The sequence below is a fragment of the Billgrantia sulfidoxydans genome, from assembly GCF_017868775.1.
In the GTDB taxonomy this organism is placed as follows: Bacteria; Pseudomonadota; Gammaproteobacteria; order Pseudomonadales; family Halomonadaceae; genus Halomonas; species Halomonas sulfidoxydans.
Map to the genome: position 1 here is coordinate 1,566,664 of NZ_CP053381.1, position 20,019 is coordinate 1,586,682.

Sequence of the window (20,019 nt, forward strand, 5' to 3'; positions counted from 1 at the left end):
GTCTTTTGCTTACGGTCAAGGCTCCTTGTCGTCGAGCCCCAGCGCCCAGAGAATGAAGGCGTCCTGGCGAGCATTGTCGTGCCACGCCTTGAACCGGCCCGAGGCGCCGCCATGCCCGGCGGTCATGTCTGTGCGCAGCAGTATCGGCCCCCGCGCAGTGCCCATCTCGGTCAGCCGCGCATAGAGCTTGGCTGGCTCCCAGTAGGGGACCCGGGAGTCGTGCCAGCTGCCCTGGAGAAACAGGGCGGGGTAGGGCTGGGGGGAAAGGTTGTCCAGCGGCGAGTAGGCGCGGATGCGCTTGCGCGCGTCGGGCTCGTGGGGGTTGCCCCACTCGGTGTACTCGGCGGTGGTCAGCGGCAGGTCGGGATTCTCCATGGTGCGCAGCACGTCGACGAAGGGGACATCGAGCACCGCGGCACAGAAGGCTTCGGGGGCCAGGTTGAGGCTGGCGCCGACCAGCAGCCCTCCGGCGCTGGCGCCATAGGCGGCGATCCGTTCGCCGTCGCTGAACCCCTTCTCCACCAAGGCGTTGCGTGCGGCGAGGAAGTCGCGAAAGCTGTTTTCCTTGTGCTCGAGCTTGCCAGCGAGGTACCAGGGCTCGCCGCGGTCGCCGCCGCCGCGTACGTGGGCGACGGCGAAGGCGACGCCGCGCGCGAGCAGCTCGAGCCTGGCGACCGAGAACCAGGGGTCGAGGACCTCGCCATAGGCACCGTAGCCGTAGAGCAGGGTGGGCAGGGGATGGCCGGCGAGGTCGGCGCGCATGACCACCGACACCGGTATCCGCTCGCCATCGTGGGCGCGTGCCCAGATGCGCTCGCAGCACAGGTCCGCCGGCTGCAGGTTGCCGTGGATCGGCTGGGTCTTCAGCACCCGGCGCTCCCCGCTGTCGAGGTCGTGCTCGAGCCAGCGTACCGGCATGACGAAGGACTCCTCGCGCAGGCGCAGCCGGCGACTGTCGAAATGCGGCACGTCGCCTAACATTACGCTGCAAGGCGATTCCGGCAGCGGCAGGCGTTCGTCGCGTCGCGGCGAATGGCTCGCGTCGAGTTCGACGATGCGTATACGAACCTGTGCCTCGTGGTGGTCTCGCTCGGTGATGGCCAGGCCCCAATCGAAGGCCTCGACGTCTTCGAGCGTGGTGTCGTCGCGGTGGCCGATCAGCGGTCGCCACGGGGCGTCGAGGTCGTGTTCGTCGGCCACGTCCAGGCGAAAGTGGGGGCCGTTGCGGTTGTGCAGGATGTAGAAATGACCGGGACGGTGCTCCAGTCCGTACTCCACGCCCTTCTCCCGCGGCCGGAAGCAGCGCGGCGCCTGTCCTGGCGACAGTGCCGGCAGCAGGTGGCATTCGCTGGTGTCCTTCGAGGCGCTCTCCAGCACCAGCCATTGGCGCGAGCGTGTCTTGCCCAGGCCAAGCCAGAACTCGGGGTCCCCCTCGCGCAGTACCAGCGAGGGTTCGCCGGCCTGGCCCTGCGCGAGCGGCAGGCGCCAGATGCTGTCTGGCCGCTGGGTGGCATCGTAGCGGGTGAACAACAGCGTGGCGTTGTCTTCGGCCCAGGTCAGCTCCGGGCCGATCTCCTCCAGCAGCCGGCATGGCTCGCCGTCGGGCAGCGCCTTGAGATAGAGCGAGAAGCGCTCGTCGCCGCTGGTGTCCTCGGTCCAGGCCAGCCAGCGTTCGTCCGGCGACAGCGCCATGTCGCCCAGCTCCAGGTAGTGGTCCGGCGTGGCACGAGCCTGCAGATCGAGAAAGACGCTCGCTTGCGTTGGTTGGCCGTTGGGGTGACGCCACCACACCGGGTAATCGGCATCGGCCGCCGTCTCGCTCCAGTAGGTATAGTGATCCAGGGCGGTGCGCAGGCCGTGAACGGTCAGTTCGCGACGTGCGAGATGGCCGTGGTAGAGCCGCTCGATCAGGCTCCCGAGTGGTGCCATCCAGGCCTGGGATTCCTCGTTGGCGGCCTCGAGGAAGGCCTGAACGCGGTCATCGTCGCGCTCCTCCAACCAATGCCACTCGGGGTCCTCGGCGCGTCGAAATCGTTCGACCGGCGAAGGGAGGGGCTCGGTGTGAGGCGCAGCGGGAAACGGACGATGTGGCGGCTGTGCTTTCATTGGGGCGCGTGTACCATACTCAAGGTGACTTTCCATCCTGTACGATCCGCCAAGGGGCGAATCGTGACGCGAGAACGAGGTATCGATGCTGACATCCGATTCGATGTCCCTACTATGGCTGACCTACTTGGGTTTGTCGCTGGTCGTGCTGGTGACCGGTTACCTGGGGTTGGCCTTCCTACCGCGCCTGCTGCGCCTGCCGATCACCTGGATGGTGGCGGGCATCCTGTTGATGCCGACCCGGTTCCGGTTGCCGCTGGTGGAGGAGGGAGAGTTCTATACCGGCATGGCACCGGCGGTGGTGGTAGCGGCCGTTGCCTTGCTCGAGCGCAACGTTTCAGGGTTGGTCTCGTCCGGCCTGCTGGTGGGCGCCGGAGCCCTGCTGGGTATCGCCGTGGGCATTCTCCAGGCATGGCTGCTGCGCAGGGAGGCCACGCCCGACGCAGGGGGGCAGGGAAAGCGCAAGCAGAACGACGACGAGTCGCACGATAACAGCAGGCGCAATGGCCGGTCTGGCGAGCAGCTGCGCCGGCAGCACGAGCGCCGGGAGCCGAAACTCGGCTAGGGAGCCCCGATGGGGAGGGAGTGGAACAAGATATGGCACAGGCTGGCCGCTCTGGCCGGATGCCTGGTCGTGTCGAGCTGCCTGTCTGCCGCTTCACTCGACGAAGCGCACCCGGAAGTCCGGGTCATCATCGACGTTTCCGGCAGCATGCGTCACAACGATCCCGACCAGTTGGCCATCGAGGCGCTGGAGCTGCTGGTCACCCTGGTACCCAATGGGGCCAGGGCCGGCATCTGGACCTTCGGCGAGCGGGTGGCGAACCCGATGCCGCCAGGACCGGCCAATCTCGAATGGCGTGATCGCGCCCGGGCGCTGTCCAGCCTGTTGGTCAACTACCAGCAGTACACCGACATCGAATCGGCCATCTACCAGGCAGCGGCGGGTGAGGAGGTCGCGGGCCCGCGCCATCTGGTGCTACTCACCGACGGCATGATCGACCTGCCCGACTGGCGCGGCAGCAAGCCGGCCATCGACAGGGCCTCGCGCGAGGCGCTGCTCGATGAGCTCGGCCCGAGACTGGCCGAGGAGGGCGTCGTGGTACACGCCATCGCCTTTTCCGACGAGGCCGACCTCGACCTGGTGGAGCGCCTCGCGCAGATGACCGGCGGGCTGTCTGCGCCGGTCGCCGGCCCCGATGCCCTGCTGGGCGCCTTCCTCGCCATCGTCGACCGCATCTTTCCCAGCGACCGGGTGCCGGTCACCGACCAGCGGTTTCTCATCGAGCCGGGCCTGCGGGGCTTCACCGCGCTGCTGTTCCGTGGCGAGGGCGGTGAGGAGCCGGAGCTGGTGGGGCCGGATGGCCGGCGCTATTCCGCGGACTCGCCGCCCGAGGGCGCCGAGTGGCGTAGCGAGTCGCGCTACGACCTCGTCCAGGTACCCAGCCCCCAGCCGGGACAGTGGCGACTCGAGGGCGCGCCGGGGCAGGATAGCCGGATCACGGTCGAGTCGCCGCTCAGCCTGCAGACGGCCGGCGTGCCGAGTACGCTCTACCTGGGCTTCGACGTGCCGGTGGAGGCCTGGCTCGCTCGCGATGGTGAGACAGTGGCCGTCGAGGCGCTGCCTGCGCACCTGCGCCTGACCGCGGAGCTGCACGATGACTCGGGATCGGTGCAGTCGGCCGTGGCCCTCAAGCAACAGGAAGCGCGATTCGTCGGTCGCTTGCCCGCACCCGCGCTGCAGGGGACTGCCCAGTTCGTCGTTCGCGCCGAGGGCCAGGGCTTTCGGCGCCAGCGGGTGCAGCCCATCAACGTGCTTCCGGCCGTGGCCGCGCAGCATGACGAGGCCGGCCAGCAGGTGCTCCTCGCCGCCGAACACCCCTCGCTCGATCGTGACAACACGCGCCTCTATGGCCAGCTCCAGGGGGCTCGTCTCGAGGCGGAGCCCGTCGCCGAGCGGCGCTGGAGCATGGCGCTGCCCGAGCTGGACACGGCCCTCAGCGTACCCTTGATCCTGCGCGGCGAAGTCACCCTGGAAGGCGAGACGCGCGAGCTGTACCTGCCGCGGCTGATGTTGTTCTCCGAGGTCGACACGGCGATCGACCAGGTTGATGCCAGCCCTGCCCTGGAAGTGGCACGCTTCCACGAGGAGTTGTCACCGGTGCGCGAGCGAGCCGGATCGGCATTGCCGGAGCCGGTCGAGCGTGTCGTCAGGCACGTGCAGGCGCTGCCGCGGATCGCCCAGGAGCGCTGGCGGGAATGGCGCCCCATGCTGGCCGGGCCGCTCGAGGAGACCTTGGACGAGCCGCGTTGGCGCTGGCTGCTCGGTACCCTGCTGGCTGCCCTCGTGCTCTTGCTGCTGTTGTGGAGAATTGCGCGGCGACGCCGTGCAGCGCCCCGGGAGGAGCCGCATGTGTGAGCTGCTGGGCATGAGCGCCAACGTGCCCACCGACATTTGCTTCAGCTTCACCGGCTTCCTGCATCGCGGCGGCGGCACCGGGCCGCATCGCGACGGCTGGGGAATCGCCTTCTACGAGGCGGGCGGCTATCGCGACTTTCGCGACCCGCACCCCTCGGTACGCTCCCCCATTGCGCGGCTGATCACCGACTATCCGATCAAGTCGCACATTGCCATCAGCCATATCCGTCAGGCCAACGTCGGCGAAGTGCGCCTGGCGAATACCCATCCGTTCACCCGCGAGATGTGGGGGCGAACCTGGTGCTATGCCCATAACGGCCAGCTCGAGGCGTGGCAGGGCCTGCCGCTGAATTTCTACCGGCCGGTGGGCGACACCGACAGCGAACACGCCTTCTGCTGGCTGCTGGCTTCGCTGCGCGAGCGCTTCCCCGAGCCGCCCGTGCTGACGGAAGACGATGCCACGCTGGGCGAGCGACATGCGGCGCTCTGGCGGCGGCTTCACCGGCTGTGCGAGACGCTGCGGGCCATGGGCGTGTTCAACCTGCTGCTGGCCGACGGCGAGTTCCTCTACACCTACTGCTCGACGAAGCTGGCCCATATCACTCGCCGCGCCCCGTTCGGCAGTGCGGAGCTCTCCGATGCCGAGCTGACGGTCAATTTTGCCGAGCACACCACGCCCGACGACATCGTCTCGGTGATCGCGACCGAGCCATTGACCTGCAACGAGGCCTGGGTACGCATGGTGCCGGGTGAGCTGCTGGTGTGGCGCCACGGTCGCGTCGTCGCGCGCCTCATGGCCGAGTCCGCAGGCTGAGGTTCCTGCTGCCTGCCGGCTTGCCTTTCTACTGCCTTTTGCCCAGTTTGATAGTCAGCGGGGCGTCCACGCGGGGTGCCTATTGAATGAACGGTTGTTTGAATCGTTCGTTTTACAGCCGGGTGATGCCTGGTATATCGTTAGGGGCAGTAAATTTGGGGCAGTAAAATAGCCCGTCAAAATAACAACGGACGAGGTCGAGGGGTGAGCGACCGCCGCCGACGCTGTGGAGATAGCGCCAATGAGTGAGCAAGCCAACGCCGGTATCCTCAACGGTCCCGAGCTGAAGGGCATGGAGAAGTATCGATCGCTGATGGACGTCTTCCATGCGGCGGTGAAACGCTTTGCCGACAACCCGGCATTCACCTGCATGGGGCAGACCCTCACCTTTGCCGAGCTCGATCGTCTGTCGGCCGATTTTGCCGCCTGGCTGCAGCACGAGACCGGGCTGCAGCCGGGCGATCGCATCGCCATCCAACTGCCCAACGTACTGCAGTTCCCGGTGGCGGTGTTCGGCGCCCTGCGCGCCGGGCTGGCGGTCGTCAACACCAACCCGCTCTACACCGAGCGCGAGATGGCCCACCAGTTCAAGGACTCCGGAGCACGGGCGATCCTGATCCTGGCCAACATGGCGAGCAAGCTCGAGAAGGTGCTCGATCGCACCGACATCGAGCACGTGCTGGTCACCGAGCTTGGTGACCTGCACGGTTTCCCCAAGCGCTTCCTGATCAACGCCGTGGTCAAGCACGTCAAGAAGATGGTGCCGTCCTATTCGCTGCCGATGGCGGTACCGTTTCGCAAGGCGCTCCGAGACGGCGCCTCGCGCCAGCACCGCGAGGTCGAGCGGGGGCTCGACGACATCGCCGCGCTGCAGTACACCGGGGGCACCACCGGCATGCCCAAGGGCACCATGCTCACCCACTGCAACCTGGTGGCCAACATGCTCCAGGCGGAGGGGGCCATCGGGCCTGGCTTGGCCCAGGGCAAGGAGGTGGTGATCGCGCCGCTGCCGGTCTACCACATCTACACCTTCACGGTGAACTGCCTGTTCCTGATGGAGACTGGCAATCACTCGATCCTGATCACCAATCCCCGTGACCTGGACAACTTCGTCAAGGAGCTGCAGAAGATCAAGTTCTCGGGTTTCATCGGCCTCAATACCCTGTTCAACGCACTGTGCAACCGCGAGGATTTCCGCAAGCTCGATTTCTCGCGCCTGCACCTGACGATTTCCGGTGGCATGGCGTTGACCAAGGCGGCGGCGAGCCGCTGGGAGGAGATCACCGGATGCCCCATCGCCGAGGGCTACGGGCTCACCGAGACGTCCCCGATCGTCAGCTTCAACCCAATCGACGCCATCCAGCTCGGCACCATCGGCAAGCCGGTGGCGGGCACTTCGGTGAAGGTGGTCGACGCCGACGGCACCCCTCTGCCGCTGGGCGAGCCGGGCGAGCTGTGCGTCAAGGGCCCCCAGGTGATGAAGGGTTACTGGAACCTCGACGAGGAGACGGCCAAGGTGCTGACCGAAGATGGCTGGTTCCATACCGGCGACATCGCGGTACTGCAGGAGGATGGCTACATCCGTATCGTCGATCGAAAGAAGGACATGATCCTGGTGTCCGGCTTCAACGTCTATCCCAACGAGATCGAGGACGTCGTCGCCAAGCATCCGGGCGTGGTCGAGTCGGCGGCGGTCGGGGTGCCCGACGAGAACAGCGGCGAGGCGGTCAAGCTGTTCGTGGTCGCAAGGGACGAAAGCCTGGACGAGAAGAGCCTGCGCGAGTGGTGCAAGAAGGAGCTGGCCGGCTACAAGGTGCCGCGGTTCGTCGAGTTCCGCGACGAGCTGCCCAAGACCAACGTCGGCAAGGTGCTGCGGCGCCAGCTTCGCGACGAGCAGGGGGAGCGCTAGGGCCGCGTCGGGTTGGCGACGGCCGGCACGCCCGGCATTGGCCGAGCTTCGGCCAGCAGCGTTACAATGACCTGCCCGCTCCGGCATACCGGGGCGGGCAGGTTTTTCCTTGGCAAGAGGCGTTTCGTGAGTACCGCTACCCCCGCTGGACATACCGATGACAAGATCGAGCTGCAGCGCCTCGAGCAGGCGCTGGGCGAGGTCATGTTGCGCGATCGCGAGCCCCTTTCGCGCAGGCTGAACGGCCTGGCGCGGCGCCTGCGCGAGGGCAAGCCGGTTGACCGCGGCCTGGCCGAGGTGGCGCGCGACGTCGAGCGTTCCGCGGCGCTGGCGGCCAGCCGCCGGGCCCGGCCGGTGGCGCTGAACTATCCTCCCGAGCTGCCGGTGGCAGAGCGCCGCGACGAGATCCTCGCCGCTCTGCGCAAGCACCAGGTGGTGGTGGTGGCCGGCGAGACCGGCTCCGGCAAGACCACCCAGCTGCCCAAGCTGTGCCTGGAGCTGGGCCTCGGGCGGCGCGGCCTGATCGGCCACACCCAGCCGCGGCGGCTGGCGGCGCGCTCGGTGGCCACGCGCCTGGCCGAGGAGCTCGAGGTGCCGCTGGGCGAGCAGGTGGGCTACCAGGTGCGCTTCACCGACCAGACCGGCGACGCTACCCTGGTCAAGCTGATGACCGACGGCATCCTGCTGGCCGAGACCCGCCACGACCCGGATCTCAGTCGCTACGAAGCGATCGTCATCGACGAGGCCCACGAGCGCAGCCTCAACATCGACTTCCTGCTCGGCTACCTCAAGCGCCTGCTGCCGCGCCGGCCCGAGCTCAAGCTGATCATCACCTCGGCGACCATCGACGTGGCGCGCTTCGCCGAGCATTTCGCGCTGCCCGGCGCCGACGGCGAACCCAGGCCCGCCCCGGTGGTAGAGGTCTCGGGCCGCACCTACCCGGTCGAGGTGCGCTATCGTCCGCTGGTGCGCGAGGAAGAGGATGAGGCCGACCGCACCCTGCAGGAGGGCATCCTCCACGCCGTGGCGGAGATCGAGCAGACCGAGCGCGACAGGCGCTGGTTCCACGGCCCCCGCGACATCCTGGTGTTCCTGCCCGGCGAGCGCGAGATCCGCGAGACCGCGGACACCCTGCGGCGTGCCGACCTCAAGGCCACCGAGATCCTGCCGCTCTATGCGCGGCTCTCCAACGCCGAGCAGAACCGCGTCTTCGCCCCGCATGCCGGGCGTCGCATCGTGCTGGCCACCAACGTCGCCGAGACCTCGCTCACCGTGCCCGGCATTCGCTACGTGATCGACCCGGGACTGGTGCGCATCAGCCGTTACAGCTACCGCGCCAAGATCCAGCGCCTGCCGGTGGAGCCGGTCAGCCAGGCCAGCGCCGACCAGCGCAAGGGTCGCTGCGGGCGGGTGGCCGAGGGGGTGTGCATCCGCCTCTACGACGAGGAGGATTTCCTCTCACGCCCCGAATTCACCGACCCCGAGATCCGACGCACCAACCTGGCGTCGGTGATCCTGTCGATGCTTTCCCTCAAGCTTGGCGACATCGAGCAGTTCCCCTTCGTCGATCCCCCCGACTCGCGCTTCATCAAGGATGGCTTCCGCCTGCTGTTCGAGCTGGGCGCGGTGGACGAGGCCAACCGCCTGACGCCGGTAGGACGCAAGCTCGCCCGGCTGCCGATCGATCCGCGCCTGGCGCGCATGGTGCTGGCGGGCGCCGAGCAGGGCGGGCTGCGCGACGTGCTGGTGGTGGTCTCGGCGCTGGCGGTGCAGGACCCGCGCGACCGCCCGGCGGAGAAGCGCCAGGCCGCCGACCAGGCCCATCGTCGCTGGCACGATCCGGACTCCGACTTCGTCGCGCTGCTCAACCTGTGGCAGGGCTTCGAGGCTGCCCGCGACGAGCTCAGCGGCAACCAGCTGCGGCGATGGTGCAAGGAGCACTACCTCAACTACCTGCGCCTGCGCGAGTGGCACGATACCTTTCGCCAGCTGCGCCAGCTGCTGCGCGAAATGGGGATCGAGGTGCCGGCACCGTTGCCCGAGCCAGCGCAGGACGGGGAAGAACATGACCGGGCCCGCCAACAGGCGCGCCGCCAGAGTGCCGTGCAATTGCACAAGGCGCTGCTGCCGGGCCTGCTCTCGCATCTGGGCATGCTCACCGAGAACCGAGAGTACCTGGGGGCGCGCAACCGCAAGTTCGTCATCCATCCCGGCTCGGGGCTGGCCAAGAAACCACCCAAGTGGCTGATGGCCTTCGAGCTGGTGGAGACCACCCGGCTGTTCGCCCGGACCGTGGCCAGGATCGAGCCGCAGTGGGTCGAGCCCGCGGCCGGGCACCTGGTCAAGCGCAGCTACAGCGAGCCGCACTGGGAGATGAAGCGTGCCCAGGTGGTGGCCAAGGAGCAGGTCACGCTGTTCGGCCTGCCCATCGTCAGCGGGCGCAGCGTGCACTACGGCCCCATCGCCCCGCGGGAGGCACGCGAGCTGTTCATCCGCCGCGCCCTGGTGGAGGGCGATTTTCGCACCCGGGGCGAGTTCTTCGACTACAATCGCGCCCTGGTGGAAGAGGTCGAAGAGCTCGAGGACCGGGCGCGCAAGCGCGACATCCTGGTCGACGAGGAGACGCTGTTCGCCTTCTACGATGAGCGGATTCCCGCCGACATCGTCAACGGCAAGGGCTTCGAGGCATGGCGCAGGAAGGCCGAAGCCGACGATCCCGATATCCTCAAGTTCGACCGCGCCGTGCTGCTGGCGCGTGAAGCGAAGGAGGTCACCCAGGCCCAATACCCCGACGAGCTGTTGCTCGGCGGAGTGCGCTATCCGCTCGACTATCGCTTCGAGCCCGGCGCGCCGGACGACGGCGTGACCCTGACGGTGCCGGCGGCGATGCTGCCGCAGCTGCCGCGGGCACGGCTCGAGTGGTTGGTGCCGGGGCTGCTGCGTGAAAAGTGCATCGCCCTGCTCAAGTCGTTGCCGAAGGCGATTCGGCGCCAGGTGGTGCCGATTCCCGACTGGGTCGACGCCGCGTTGGAGACGCTGACGCCCGACGACGTACCGCTCACCGAGGCCCTGGGCGAGTTCCTGCGTCGCCGCACCGGCGTGAGGGTTCACCCCGACGACTGGCGCACCGATCAGCTCGAGCCGCACCTGATCATGAACGTCCGCGTGGTTGACCACGAGGGCCGGCCGCTGGGCCAGGGACGCGACGTGCGCGAGCTCGAGCGCCGCTTCGAGGCGGCGGCGGGCGAGGGCGCCCGAGCGCTGGCCGCCGAGGTCAGCGAGGCGCCCGACGTCACCGGCCTGCCCGAATCGCCATTGCCCCAGTCGCGGGTGACGACCCAGGCAGGCATCCGGGTCGAGGCGTATCCGGCATTGGTGCCCGAGGGCGAGGCCTTCCGTGTCGAGCTGTTCGACCACCCCGGCAAGGCCGAGCAAGCGCACCGCCGTGGCGTGGCTCGGCTGGCCATGGCCCGCCTGCCGGACCAGGTGCGCAGCATCCAGCGGCTGAAGGAGCTCGAGGCGTGTGCCCTGCTGTTCACCAAGGTGGGCAGCAAGCGCGAACTGGTCGACGATGTGGTCGAGGCGGTATTCGCCCGCACCGTGGCGGCGTCGCCGCTGCCGCGCTCGGCCGCCGAGCTCGAGGCGCGACTCGAGGCGACCCGTGCCGAGCTGGTGCCGGGCGCCGAGGCGCTCGTCGCCACGCTCAAGCGCTCGCTCGAAGGCCATCTGGCCGTGACCAAGGCACTAAAGGGCAACCTCAACCTGGCACTGGCCCTGGTATACAGTGATCTCAAGGCCCAGATGCAGCGGCTGGTACATCCCGGCTTCGTGAACGAGGCGGGGGAGTGGCTGGAGGAGTACCCGCGCTACATGGAGGCGGCACTGATCCGGCTGGAGAAGGCGCCGCGCGAGCGCATGCGCGACCAGATGCACATGCAGGAAGTCCAGGATTTCGAGGCGCGCCTGGCCGCACGGCGCGAGAGCCAGCGCCGCGGTGGTCACGAGGATCCCGAGCTGGTGGAGTTCGGCTGGTGGATCGAGGAGCTGCGGGTGTCGCTGTTCGCCCAGCAGCTCGGGACCCGCATGCCGGTATCGGTCAAGCGCCTCGAGCGGCGCTGGATGGAGCTGGTGGGGCAGGGTCAAGGCTGACCCTGGCGCGCCGATATACGAGACATGAGGCATCGGTTCGCCGATGCCGAGCCTGCGGCGAGACGGCCGCACGAGGGAGAACATGATGACAGACGTCGTGATTACCGGTACGGGGCTGTTCACGCCGGAGCACGCCATCGACAACGATGCCCTGGTGGCGTCGTTCAACGCCTGGGTGGACGCCGAGAACGCGCGTCACGCCGCCGCCATCGAGGCCGGTGAGCGCGAGCCGCTGCTGCACTCCAGCAGCGACTTCATCGTCAAGGCGTCCGGTATCCACAGCCGCTACGTGATGGACGCCGCCGGTATCCTCGATCCCGAGCGCATGCGCCCGCGCCTGCCGCAGCGCGGCAACGACGAACCCTCGATCCAGTGCGAAATGGGCCTCGCGGCGGCGCGCCAGGCGCTCGAGGCCGCCGGCGTCGCCGCCGCTGACATCGACATGGTGATCGTCGCCTGCTCCAACCTGGAGCGCCCCTATCCCGCGGTGGCGGTGGAGCTGCAGGCGGCGCTGGGGACCGGGGGGCATGCCTTCGACATGAACGTGGCCTGCAGTTCGGCCACCTTCGCCATCGACCTGGCGGCTGGCGCCATACGCGGCGGCAACGTCAGGCGCGCCCTGGTGGTCAGCCCCGAGATCTGCTCGGCCCACCTCAACTTCCGCGACCGCGACAGCCACTTCATCTTCGGCGATGCCTGCACCGCCATCGTGATCGAGGATGCCGCGCTGGCCACGGCCGAGACCCGTTTCGAGATCCTCGGCACGCGGCTGGCCACGAAATTCTCCAATGCCATTCGCAACAACGCCGGTTTTCTCAATCGGGTCTCCGACAGCGATCCCCTGGCCAGCGACAAGCTGTTCGTCCAGGAGGGGCGGCGGGTGTTCAAGGAAGTCTGCCCCATGGTGGCGGCGCTCATCGGCGAGCACCTGGCCAGCCTTGAGCTCTCCGGCGACAGCCTCTCGCGCCTGTGGCTGCACCAGGCCAATCGCCACATGAATGACCTGATCGCCCGGCGGGTGCTGGGCCACGACCCCGAGCCGGGCCAGGCGCCGATCATTCTCGACCGCTACGCCAATACCAGCTCGGCAGGTTCGATCATTGCCTTCCACTTGCATCATGCCGACCTGCCCCCGGGCGCACTGGGGGTAGTCTGCTCGTTCGGTGCCGGGTACAGTGCCGGCTGCGTGGTGGTGCGTCGTCTGTGACGCATCGCCTCACGCCAACACATGAGGAGACGTAGCCGATGGTCGTGAAGCAGACCGGTATTGTCACCCGCCTTCTGGCCGTCCTGGCGGCCGTAGCCATGCTGGCGGGCTGTGCCGGGCGGGTGGCCGAGGAGGAGCGCCATCCCGATGACCCCTGGGAGGGCTTCAATCGCCGGGTGTTCACCTTCAACGAGGCGATCGACAGGACCGTGCTCAAGCCGGTGGCGCGCGGCTATCGCAACGTCACGCCGCAACCGGTGCAGACCGGCGTCGGCAACTTCTTCTCCAACCTGGGCGAGATCCGCACCACGCTCAACAGCCTGCTGCAGGGCAAGCCGGCCAATGCCGGGCTGGCCACGTCACGCTTCCTGATCAACTCGACGGTCGGCATCGTCGGCCTGTGGGATTTCGCCACCCACATGGGCATCACCGCCGAGGAGGAGGATTTCGGCCAGACCCTGGGCGCCTGGGGCGTAGGCGAGGGGCCCTATCTGGTGCTGCCCCTGCTGGGACCGAGCACGGTCAGGGATACCTCCGGCTTGCCGCTCGACATGTATACCTACCCGCTGACCTACGTCGAGGACGACAAGGTACGCTATGGTCTGACCGCGCTGCGCATCGTCGACGCGCGGGCAGGCTTTCTCGACCAGGAAGAGTTGATCCGTGGAGACCGCTATGTCTTCATTCGCGATGCGTACCTGCAGCGCCGACGCTTCGAGGTGTCGGACGGCGACCAGGGCGACGACCCCTTCGCCAGCGACGACTTCGATTTCGAGTTCGACGACGCCGATTTTGACGACGCCTTCGACAATGCCGAACCCGCCGATTGAGGCCTGAGCCGATGGATGCAGCCAAGCCGTTGATCGGCCTACTCGACGAGCCCGGCGCCTATCGCGACGCTCTGGCCGACACCATCGCACGCGACGGTCTGGCCGTGTATGCCGCGGAACGCCTCGAGGACCTGCCGGCGGAAACAGTGCTGGTCGTGGCCCATGCCCAGGCGATTCCCAGCCTGGCGTGGTCGAGCCTGACGGAGCGTTTGCCTACCATCGTGGTCAGCGATTCACGGCTCGACGCCGACCTGCTGACGGCGGTCGACGTGGGGCTGGTGGACTACGTCGTCGAGCCCATGCGCCACGGCCAGCTGCTGCGGCGGATGATCCGCAAGGCGATCGAGCTGCGGCAGTTGGAGAATGAGCGCAAGCACGACCGCGAGCGCCTGGCGCAGCTCAATGCGCACCTGGAAGAGCTCAACGAGAGCCTGGAAACGCACCTGGCGCTGCTGCGCCTCGACCAGCAGGCGGGAGGGCAGATTCAGCGCAAGCTGCTGCCGCCCCATCCCCAGTCCATCGGTGGCGTGACCTGCGACTACTGGCTGATCCCGTCGCTCTACCTCTCGGGGGACTTTCTCGATTTCCAGCGCTTTGACGAGCGCTATACGCTGTTCTATTTTGCCGATGTGTCCGGCCATGGGGCCTCGTCCGCGTTCGTCACCGTCCTGCTCAAGTACCTGTTCAACCGCTGGCTGGGCGACTGGGATGCCCGCCAGCCCGAGGCGTTGCCGGCGCGCTGGCTGGCGGCCCTCAATCGCGAGCTGCTCGATGCCGGGATCGGCAAGCATGCCACGCTGTTCGTCGGGGTCATTGACCAGCAGACCCGCGAGCTTCACTATTCGCTGGGTGCGCAATTGCCGAAGCCACTGCTGGTGGCGGATGGCGAGGTGCTGGAGCTGCCCGGAGAGGGCATGCCGGTGGGCCTGTTCCCCGACGTGGAGTATCCACGTTTGAGGTATAGGTTACCGCCGAACTTCCGGTTATGGTTGTGTTCGGATGGAATTCTGGAGTGCCTGCCGGGCGAGACGCTCGACGCGCGGCTCAGGGAACTCGAGCAACGAGTGCTGACCTGTACGACGTTGGAGCGGCTTCGCGACAGCCTGATGCTGGACACTCCCCGCGACATCGATGCCGAAGGGGATGACGGCGGACAGGAACTGCCCGATGACCTGACGATCATGATGTTGAGCGGATTTGGCAATGATCACGAATGAAGGCCGCGTCCAGGCGGCGTTCGACTCCGGTGTCTTCGTGCTCAAGCTGTGCGGCGACGTACGCTTGACGCTCTGCGCGACGCTGGATACCCAGGCCCAGCAGCTTGCCCGGACGCCGGGCCTGCAGTCCCTGATAATCGACCTGCGCGAGGCCACCAACGTGGACTCCACCGCCCTGGGCTTCCTGGCCAAGGTCGCCATGGCGGTCAAGGATCGGATCCTCTACAAGCCCACCATCGTGGTGAACAACCCCGACGTGCAGCGCATGCTCGAGGTCATGGGCTTCGCCCAGTACTTCGCCATGGTCGAGGCCCCGCTCACCGAAGCCTGCGAGCTCAGTGACCTGCCCGAGGTCCCCGCCGACATGGAGGAGATGCGCCTGCGGATCCTCGAGGCGCATCGCATCCTGATGCGCATGAGCGAGCACAATCGGGAAGAGTTCCAGCCGCTGGTCGAGATGCTGGAGGCGCAGGAAACCTCGCACAGCGACAAGCACTAGCCCCGCTTTCCTACGGCGTGGCGCCTGGTGAGACGCCACGCCCGTCGCGCCGCTTCGCGGCCTGTTCCGGTGACCGAGCCCCGTTACTGGCGCAGCTCGCCCAGCAGCTTCTCCAGCTTGCGTTGGTCAGCGGTGAACTTGCGTATGCCTTCGGCCAGTTTCTCGGTGGCCATGGCATCCTCGTTCATTTCCCAGCGGAACTCCGACTCGTCCTGGGGCTCCGGCGGCGAGGTCTCGGCGCCGGCCGGGCTCAGCCGGCGTTCGAGTCGCTCTTGGCTCTCGGCCAGTTCGCCGAGCAGGGCGGGGGAGATGGTCAGGCGATCGCAGCCGGCCAGCGACAGGATCTCGCCGACGTTGCGGAAGCTGGCGCCCATCACGATGGTCTTGTAGCCGTGCCCCTTGTAGTGCTCGTAGATGCGCCTGACCGACTTGACGCCGGGATCGTTGTCACCGCTGAAGTCGGCATCCGGCCACTCCGCCCGGTACCAGTCGAGAATGCGGCCGACGAAGGGCGAGACCAGCGTCACGCCGGCATCGGCGCAGGCCTGGGCCTGGGCGAAGCTGAACAGCAGGGTGAGATTGCAGTGAATGCCCTCCCGCTCCAGGCGACGGGCGGCGCGAATGCCCTCCCAGGTCGAGGCGATCTTGATCAGGATGCGCTCGGGACCGATGCCGTGGCGATCGTAGCGCTCGATCAGCGAGCGCGCGCGGGCCAGGGTCGCCTCGGTATCGAAGGAGAGCCGGGCGCTGACCTCGGTGGAGACGAAGCCGGGTACCAGGCTGCTGATCTCGCTGCCGATCTCGACGGCAACGGCATCCAGGGCGTCGTCGATGTCGGTGGCCTGCCGGGCGATCTGCCCCAGGCGCTCGCGTCGGTCCTCATGCTGGGCGGCCTGGAGGATCAGCGAGGGGTTGGTGGTGGCATCGGTGGGCTGGAAACGGCGGATGGCGTCGATGTCGCCGGTGTCGGCCACCACGGTGCTCATCGTCTTGAGTTGGCTAAGCAGGTCCTCTGCCATGACGGTCTCTCCTGAGGGTCGGTATCGGGCCACTTTAGCAACTGGAGGGAGTAGCGAACAGCCGCCTGGCCGAGGCAGCGCGCCGGGAGTTACGCTATGATTAGCGTCCTAGCTTTTTCTCCCCCAGGTCGCAACGGAGCTCTCTTGACCCTCTCTGCCCGACGCGTGGCCCTGCTGGTGGCAACCAACACGGCGCTGGCGCCCTTCGCCATCGACGCCTATCTGCCTGCCATGGCGGCGCTTGCCGACAGCATCGGTGCCAGCATCCACCATACCGAACTCTCGCTGAGCGCCTTCCTGGCCGGCTTCGCCCTGGGCCAGCTGCTGTTCGGGCCGCTCTCCGACCGGGTGGGGCGCAAGCCGGTGCTGCTGGGGGGCCTGGTGGCCTTCCTCCTGGCCAGCCTGGTGATCACCAGCGTCGATTCGTTGTCCGAGCTCCTGGCGTGGCGCTTCGTACAGGCGCTGGGCGGCGGGGCCACGGTGGTCAACTCGGCGGCCATCGTGCGTGATTGCTTCAGCGGTCGCGAGGCGGCCAAGGTGATGTCGACCATGGCAATCATCATGCTGCTGGCGCCCCTGGTGGCGCCGGTGGTGGGCAGCGGGCTGCTCTATCTCGGCGACTGGTGGCTGATCTTCGTCTTCCTTGCCGGCTATGCCGCCTTCCTGATGTGGCTGATGGGTACCCGGCTGCCGGAGACCCGGGATCCCGGCGCGCCTGCCGCCTCGCCGCGCCAGATGCTGGGCAACTACGCCAGCGTGCTGCGCCACCGCGAGGCCATGGGTTACGTGTGCGCGGCGTCGATGTCCTTTGCCGGGCTGTTTGCTTTCATTACCGCTTCGCCGTTCCTCTACCTGGAGCACTATGGGCTGAGCCCGGGGCACTATCCGCTGGTATTCGGCGTCAACGTGGTCACCATGGCCGCCTCCAATCGCCTCAACATTCGCCTGCTGCGCTGGCGCAGCCCGCAGCAGAATCTGCGCCTGGGGCTGGCCATCCAACTGACGGCGGCCTCCGGGCTCGCCCTGCTGGTCGCCACCGGGCTGGAGTCGCTATGGAGCGTGGTGCCGCTGGTCATGCTGTTCGCCGGCACCATCGGCCTGGTGGCACCCAATGCCATCTCCTCGCTGCTCGACCACTTCCATCACATGAGCGCCACGGCGGCGGCCCTGCAGGGCAGCATCCAGTTCTCCTGCGGGGCGCTGGCCGGGGTGCTGGTGGGTGCCTTCCAGATCGACAGCGCCTGGCCCATGGTGGCCACCATGCTGGGGGCATCGCTGGCCGGCAACCTGGGGCTGCGCCTGCTGGCGGGCCGGGCGGGTCTGACGCCGGACGGATCCGGGCGGCGATAAAGTTTGGTCACATTGTCACGAAGCTGTCATCGAGTCGCGGCATCTTATGCCATGCAAAGGCGAGATACCTTTCTCATCGACAGGAGTGACCCGCATGAACCGCACCAACCAGGGCCGTGTCTTCAAGGCTACGATCGTCGCCGCCGCCGTCATGGGCGTAGTGGGCGTCGCACAGGCTCGCGATCAGATCCGCATCGTCGGCTCCAGCACCGTCTACCCGTTTGCCAGCTACGTGACGGAAGAGTTCGGTGCCGTCACCGATTATCCGACGCCGGTGATCGAGTCGACCGGCTCCGGCGGCGGCATTCGTCTGTTCTGCAACGGTGTGGGTGAGGGCACTCCGGATATCTCCAACGCCTCGCGCCGCATCAAGCCCTCCGAGCTCGAGCGTTGCGAAGAGAACGGCGTGACCGAGGTCACCGAGGTCAAGATCGGCTCCGACGGCATCGTCTTCGCCCAGTCCAGCGCCAACGAAGCGCTCGACCTGACCCTCGAGCAGCTGTTCCTCGCCGTGGCCGCCAAGGTGCCGGTCGATGGCGAGCTGGTGGACAACCCCTACGAGAAGTGGAGCGACATCGACGCCTCGCTGCCGGATCGCGAGATCTCCATCTACGGCCCGCCCAGCACCTCGGGTACCCGCGATGCCTTCGAGGAACTGGTCATGGAGGCCGTATCCAGCGAGATGGACGTGTACGGCGAGGAGGGCTATACCGAGATTCGCGCCGACGGTGCCTACATCGACGCGGGTGAGAACGACAACCTGATCGTCCAGCGCCTCTCCGAGGATACCAAGGCCTTCGGCATCTTCGGCTACTCTTTCCTCGTCGAGAACCCGGACGCCCTGACCGCCGCCAGCATCGATGGCGTCGAGGCGCAATCCGAAGCGATCAGCGCCGGCGACTATCCGATCGCCCGCTCGCTGTTCTTCTACGTCAAGAACCAGCACGCCCAGGACGTGCCGCCGCTGTACGACTATGTCGAGATGTTCGTCTCCGAGGAGATGATCGGCGAAGGCGGCTACCTGACCGACCTCGGCCTGATTCCGCTGCCCGAGGCGGAGCGCGAGCAGACGCGCGGGAAGGTGGAGGAGCGTGCCAGCCTGCAGGTTTCCGACCTGAAATAAGCAGGTAGCAGGCAGGGAGGCCTGGTTCGGCCGGCAGCCTACGGGCTGCCGGCCGTCGCACGTTCCGGCAGCCACCTGCCGTCGTCGTCACCGAGAGAGAGATATGCAGACCAACCACCTTCTGACACTCTTCCTAGGCGGCCTGCTGTTGCTGGGTCTGGTTGCCTTCACGCTGGGGCGAACCAAGGCTGCCAGGGTCCGAGCGTCGGGCCAGGCCATGTACGCTCAGCCCGATCAGTATGCCTGGTTCACCGTGATTGCCACCGCCGGTCCGGCGCTGCTGGTCGGCGCCGTCGGCGCCTTCCTCATGCTGCTGCTGGGCGCCGAGATTCCCACTGCCTACTTGCTGACGGTCAGCCTGGCAGTCGCCGCCATCGGTGCCGCTGTCGGCATCCGCTGCGTGCGTCCCGACTTCCACGCTCGACAGGCAATTGAGCGAGTGATTCGCTGGCTGCTGGTGAGCGCTGCGCTGATCTCGATATTCACCACCTTCGGGATTCTGTTCTCGATCGTCTTCGAGGCGCTGCGCTTCTTCCAGATGCACAGCTTCTGGGACTTCATCACCGGGACCGTCTGGAACCCCGGGGCGAGTTTCCTTGCCGCGGCAGGCCGCGCCGACGAGGGCGGTAGTGCTGCCCAGTTCGGCTCGGTACCGCTGTTCGCCGGTACCTTCATGATCACCGCGATCGCCATGCTGGTCGCCATCCCCATCGGCTTGCTGGCCGCCATCTACATGGCGGAGTTCGCACCCCGGCGCGTGCGCACCTTGGCCAAGCCGACCCTCGAAGTACTCGCCGGCATACCCACCGTGGTCTATGGTTTCTTCGCGGCGATTACCGTGGCGCCGATCATCGTCAACCTCGCCAATGCCATCGGGCTGGATGCGTCCTACAACAACGCGCTTGCCCCCGGCGTGGTGATGGGCATCATGATCATCCCCTTCATCTCTTCGCTCTCCGATGACGTGATCAACTCGGTACCGGACAGCATGCGCCAGGGCTCATTGGCCCTGGGAATGACCAAGGGCGAGACCATTCGTGACGTGGTCATACCTGCGGCGCTGCCCGGCATCATCTCGGCCTCGCTGCTGGCGGTGTCGCGTGCCCTGGGCGAAACCATGATCGTGGTGATGGCCGCCGGCATGCGGCCCAACTTGACGGCCAACCCGCTCGAGGACATGACCACCGTGACGGTGCGCATCGTGGCTGCGCTGACCGGTGATCTGGAGTTCGAGAGCGCCGAGACGCTCTCGGCCTTCGCCCTGGGGCTGGTGCTGTTTGCCGTCACCTTGAGTTTGAATCTGGTATCCGTGCTGATGATCCGCCGCTTCCGCGCCAAGTACCGCGTCAACAACCTGTAACGCCGAGGACACGACCC

14 protein-coding genes are annotated in these 20,019 nt (G+C 67.2%); 12 read left to right on the forward strand and 2 right to left on the reverse strand.

Features of this window, described 5'->3' with window-relative positions:
• Positions 1-15: 15 nt before the first annotated feature.
• Positions 16-2,106 carry a S9 family peptidase gene (locus HNO51_RS07350; protein WP_197450416.1) on the reverse strand — a complete coding sequence of 697 codons (2,091 nt, stop codon included), beginning with the start codon at positions 2,104-2,106 and terminating at the stop codon, positions 16-18.
• A gap of 85 nt (positions 2,107-2,191) precedes the next feature.
• Here HNO51_RS07350 and HNO51_RS07355 point away from each other — a divergent pair, with 85 nt between their 5' ends.
• The 9 genes from HNO51_RS07355 to HNO51_RS07395 all read left to right on the forward strand — a co-directional run bounded on the left by HNO51_RS07355 (position 2,192) and on the right by HNO51_RS07395 (position 15,150).
• A complete protein-coding gene (locus tag HNO51_RS07355) occupies positions 2,192-2,671 on the forward strand; it encodes a hypothetical protein (RefSeq protein WP_197450417.1) in 480 nt (159 codons plus the stop codon).
• Positions 2,672-2,740: 69 nt separating this feature from the next.
• Positions 2,741-4,525, forward strand: coding sequence for a vWA domain-containing protein (locus tag HNO51_RS07360; RefSeq protein WP_209538857.1), 1,785 nt, complete (start codon positions 2,741-2,743; stop codon positions 4,523-4,525).
• Positions 4,518-5,339 carry a class II glutamine amidotransferase gene (locus tag HNO51_RS07365; RefSeq protein ID WP_197450419.1) on the forward strand — a complete coding sequence of 274 codons (822 nt, stop codon included), beginning with the start codon at positions 4,518-4,520 and terminating at the stop codon, positions 5,337-5,339. The genes HNO51_RS07360 and HNO51_RS07365 overlap by 8 nt, the downstream gene beginning before the upstream one ends.
• Positions 5,340-5,580: 241 nt before the next feature.
• On the forward strand, positions 5,581-7,248 hold the full coding sequence (locus HNO51_RS07370; protein WP_209538858.1) for an AMP-binding protein: 1,668 nt from the start codon (positions 5,581-5,583) through the stop codon (positions 7,246-7,248).
• 126 nt (positions 7,249-7,374) lie between these two features.
• Positions 7,375-11,397: an ATP-dependent RNA helicase HrpA gene (gene hrpA / locus HNO51_RS07375; RefSeq protein ID WP_209538859.1), complete on the forward strand. Its 4,023-nt coding sequence runs from the start codon at positions 7,375-7,377 to the stop codon at positions 11,395-11,397.
• A gap of 85 nt (positions 11,398-11,482) precedes the next feature.
• Positions 11,483-12,604, forward strand: a complete 1,122-nt coding sequence (locus HNO51_RS07380; RefSeq protein WP_197450968.1) for a beta-ketoacyl-ACP synthase III — start codon at positions 11,483-11,485, stop codon at positions 12,602-12,604.
• A 38-nt stretch (positions 12,605-12,642) separates the two neighbouring features.
• Entirely contained in the window at positions 12,643-13,434 is a 792-nt protein-coding gene (locus tag HNO51_RS07385) for an MlaA family lipoprotein (RefSeq protein WP_209538860.1), read from the forward strand.
• An 11-nt stretch (positions 13,435-13,445) separates the two neighbouring features.
• On the forward strand, positions 13,446-14,651 hold the full coding sequence (locus HNO51_RS07390) for a PP2C family protein-serine/threonine phosphatase (protein ID WP_197450423.1): 1,206 nt from the start codon (positions 13,446-13,448) through the stop codon (positions 14,649-14,651).
• The gene (locus HNO51_RS07395; RefSeq protein ID WP_197450424.1) at positions 14,638-15,150 is read left to right on the forward strand and encodes an STAS domain-containing protein; all 513 of its coding nucleotides are present in this window, start codon (positions 14,638-14,640) and stop codon (positions 15,148-15,150) included. Before HNO51_RS07390 ends, HNO51_RS07395 begins: the two co-directional genes overlap by 14 nt.
• A gap of 83 nt (positions 15,151-15,233) precedes the next feature.
• Here the strand turns inward: HNO51_RS07395 and tal are convergent, their stop codons facing one another.
• Positions 15,234-16,169, reverse strand: a complete 936-nt coding sequence (tal, locus tag HNO51_RS07400) for a transaldolase (protein ID WP_197450425.1) — start codon at positions 16,167-16,169, stop codon at positions 15,234-15,236.
• Between the two features lie 144 nt (positions 16,170-16,313).
• Here tal and HNO51_RS07405 point away from each other — a divergent pair, with 144 nt between their 5' ends.
• From HNO51_RS07405 to pstC, 3 genes are all read left to right on the forward strand, one after another.
• Positions 16,314-17,519 carry a Bcr/CflA family multidrug efflux MFS transporter gene (locus HNO51_RS07405; RefSeq protein ID WP_197450426.1) on the forward strand — a complete coding sequence of 402 codons (1,206 nt, stop codon included), beginning with the start codon at positions 16,314-16,316 and terminating at the stop codon, positions 17,517-17,519.
• A gap of 94 nt (positions 17,520-17,613) precedes the next feature.
• Entirely contained in the window at positions 17,614-18,642 is a 1,029-nt protein-coding gene (locus tag HNO51_RS07410; RefSeq protein WP_197450427.1) for a PstS family phosphate ABC transporter substrate-binding protein, read from the forward strand.
• A gap of 103 nt (positions 18,643-18,745) precedes the next feature.
• Entirely contained in the window at positions 18,746-20,002 is a 1,257-nt protein-coding gene (gene pstC / locus HNO51_RS07415; RefSeq protein WP_197450428.1) for a phosphate ABC transporter permease subunit PstC, read from the forward strand.
• Positions 20,003-20,019: the final 17 nt, after the last annotated feature.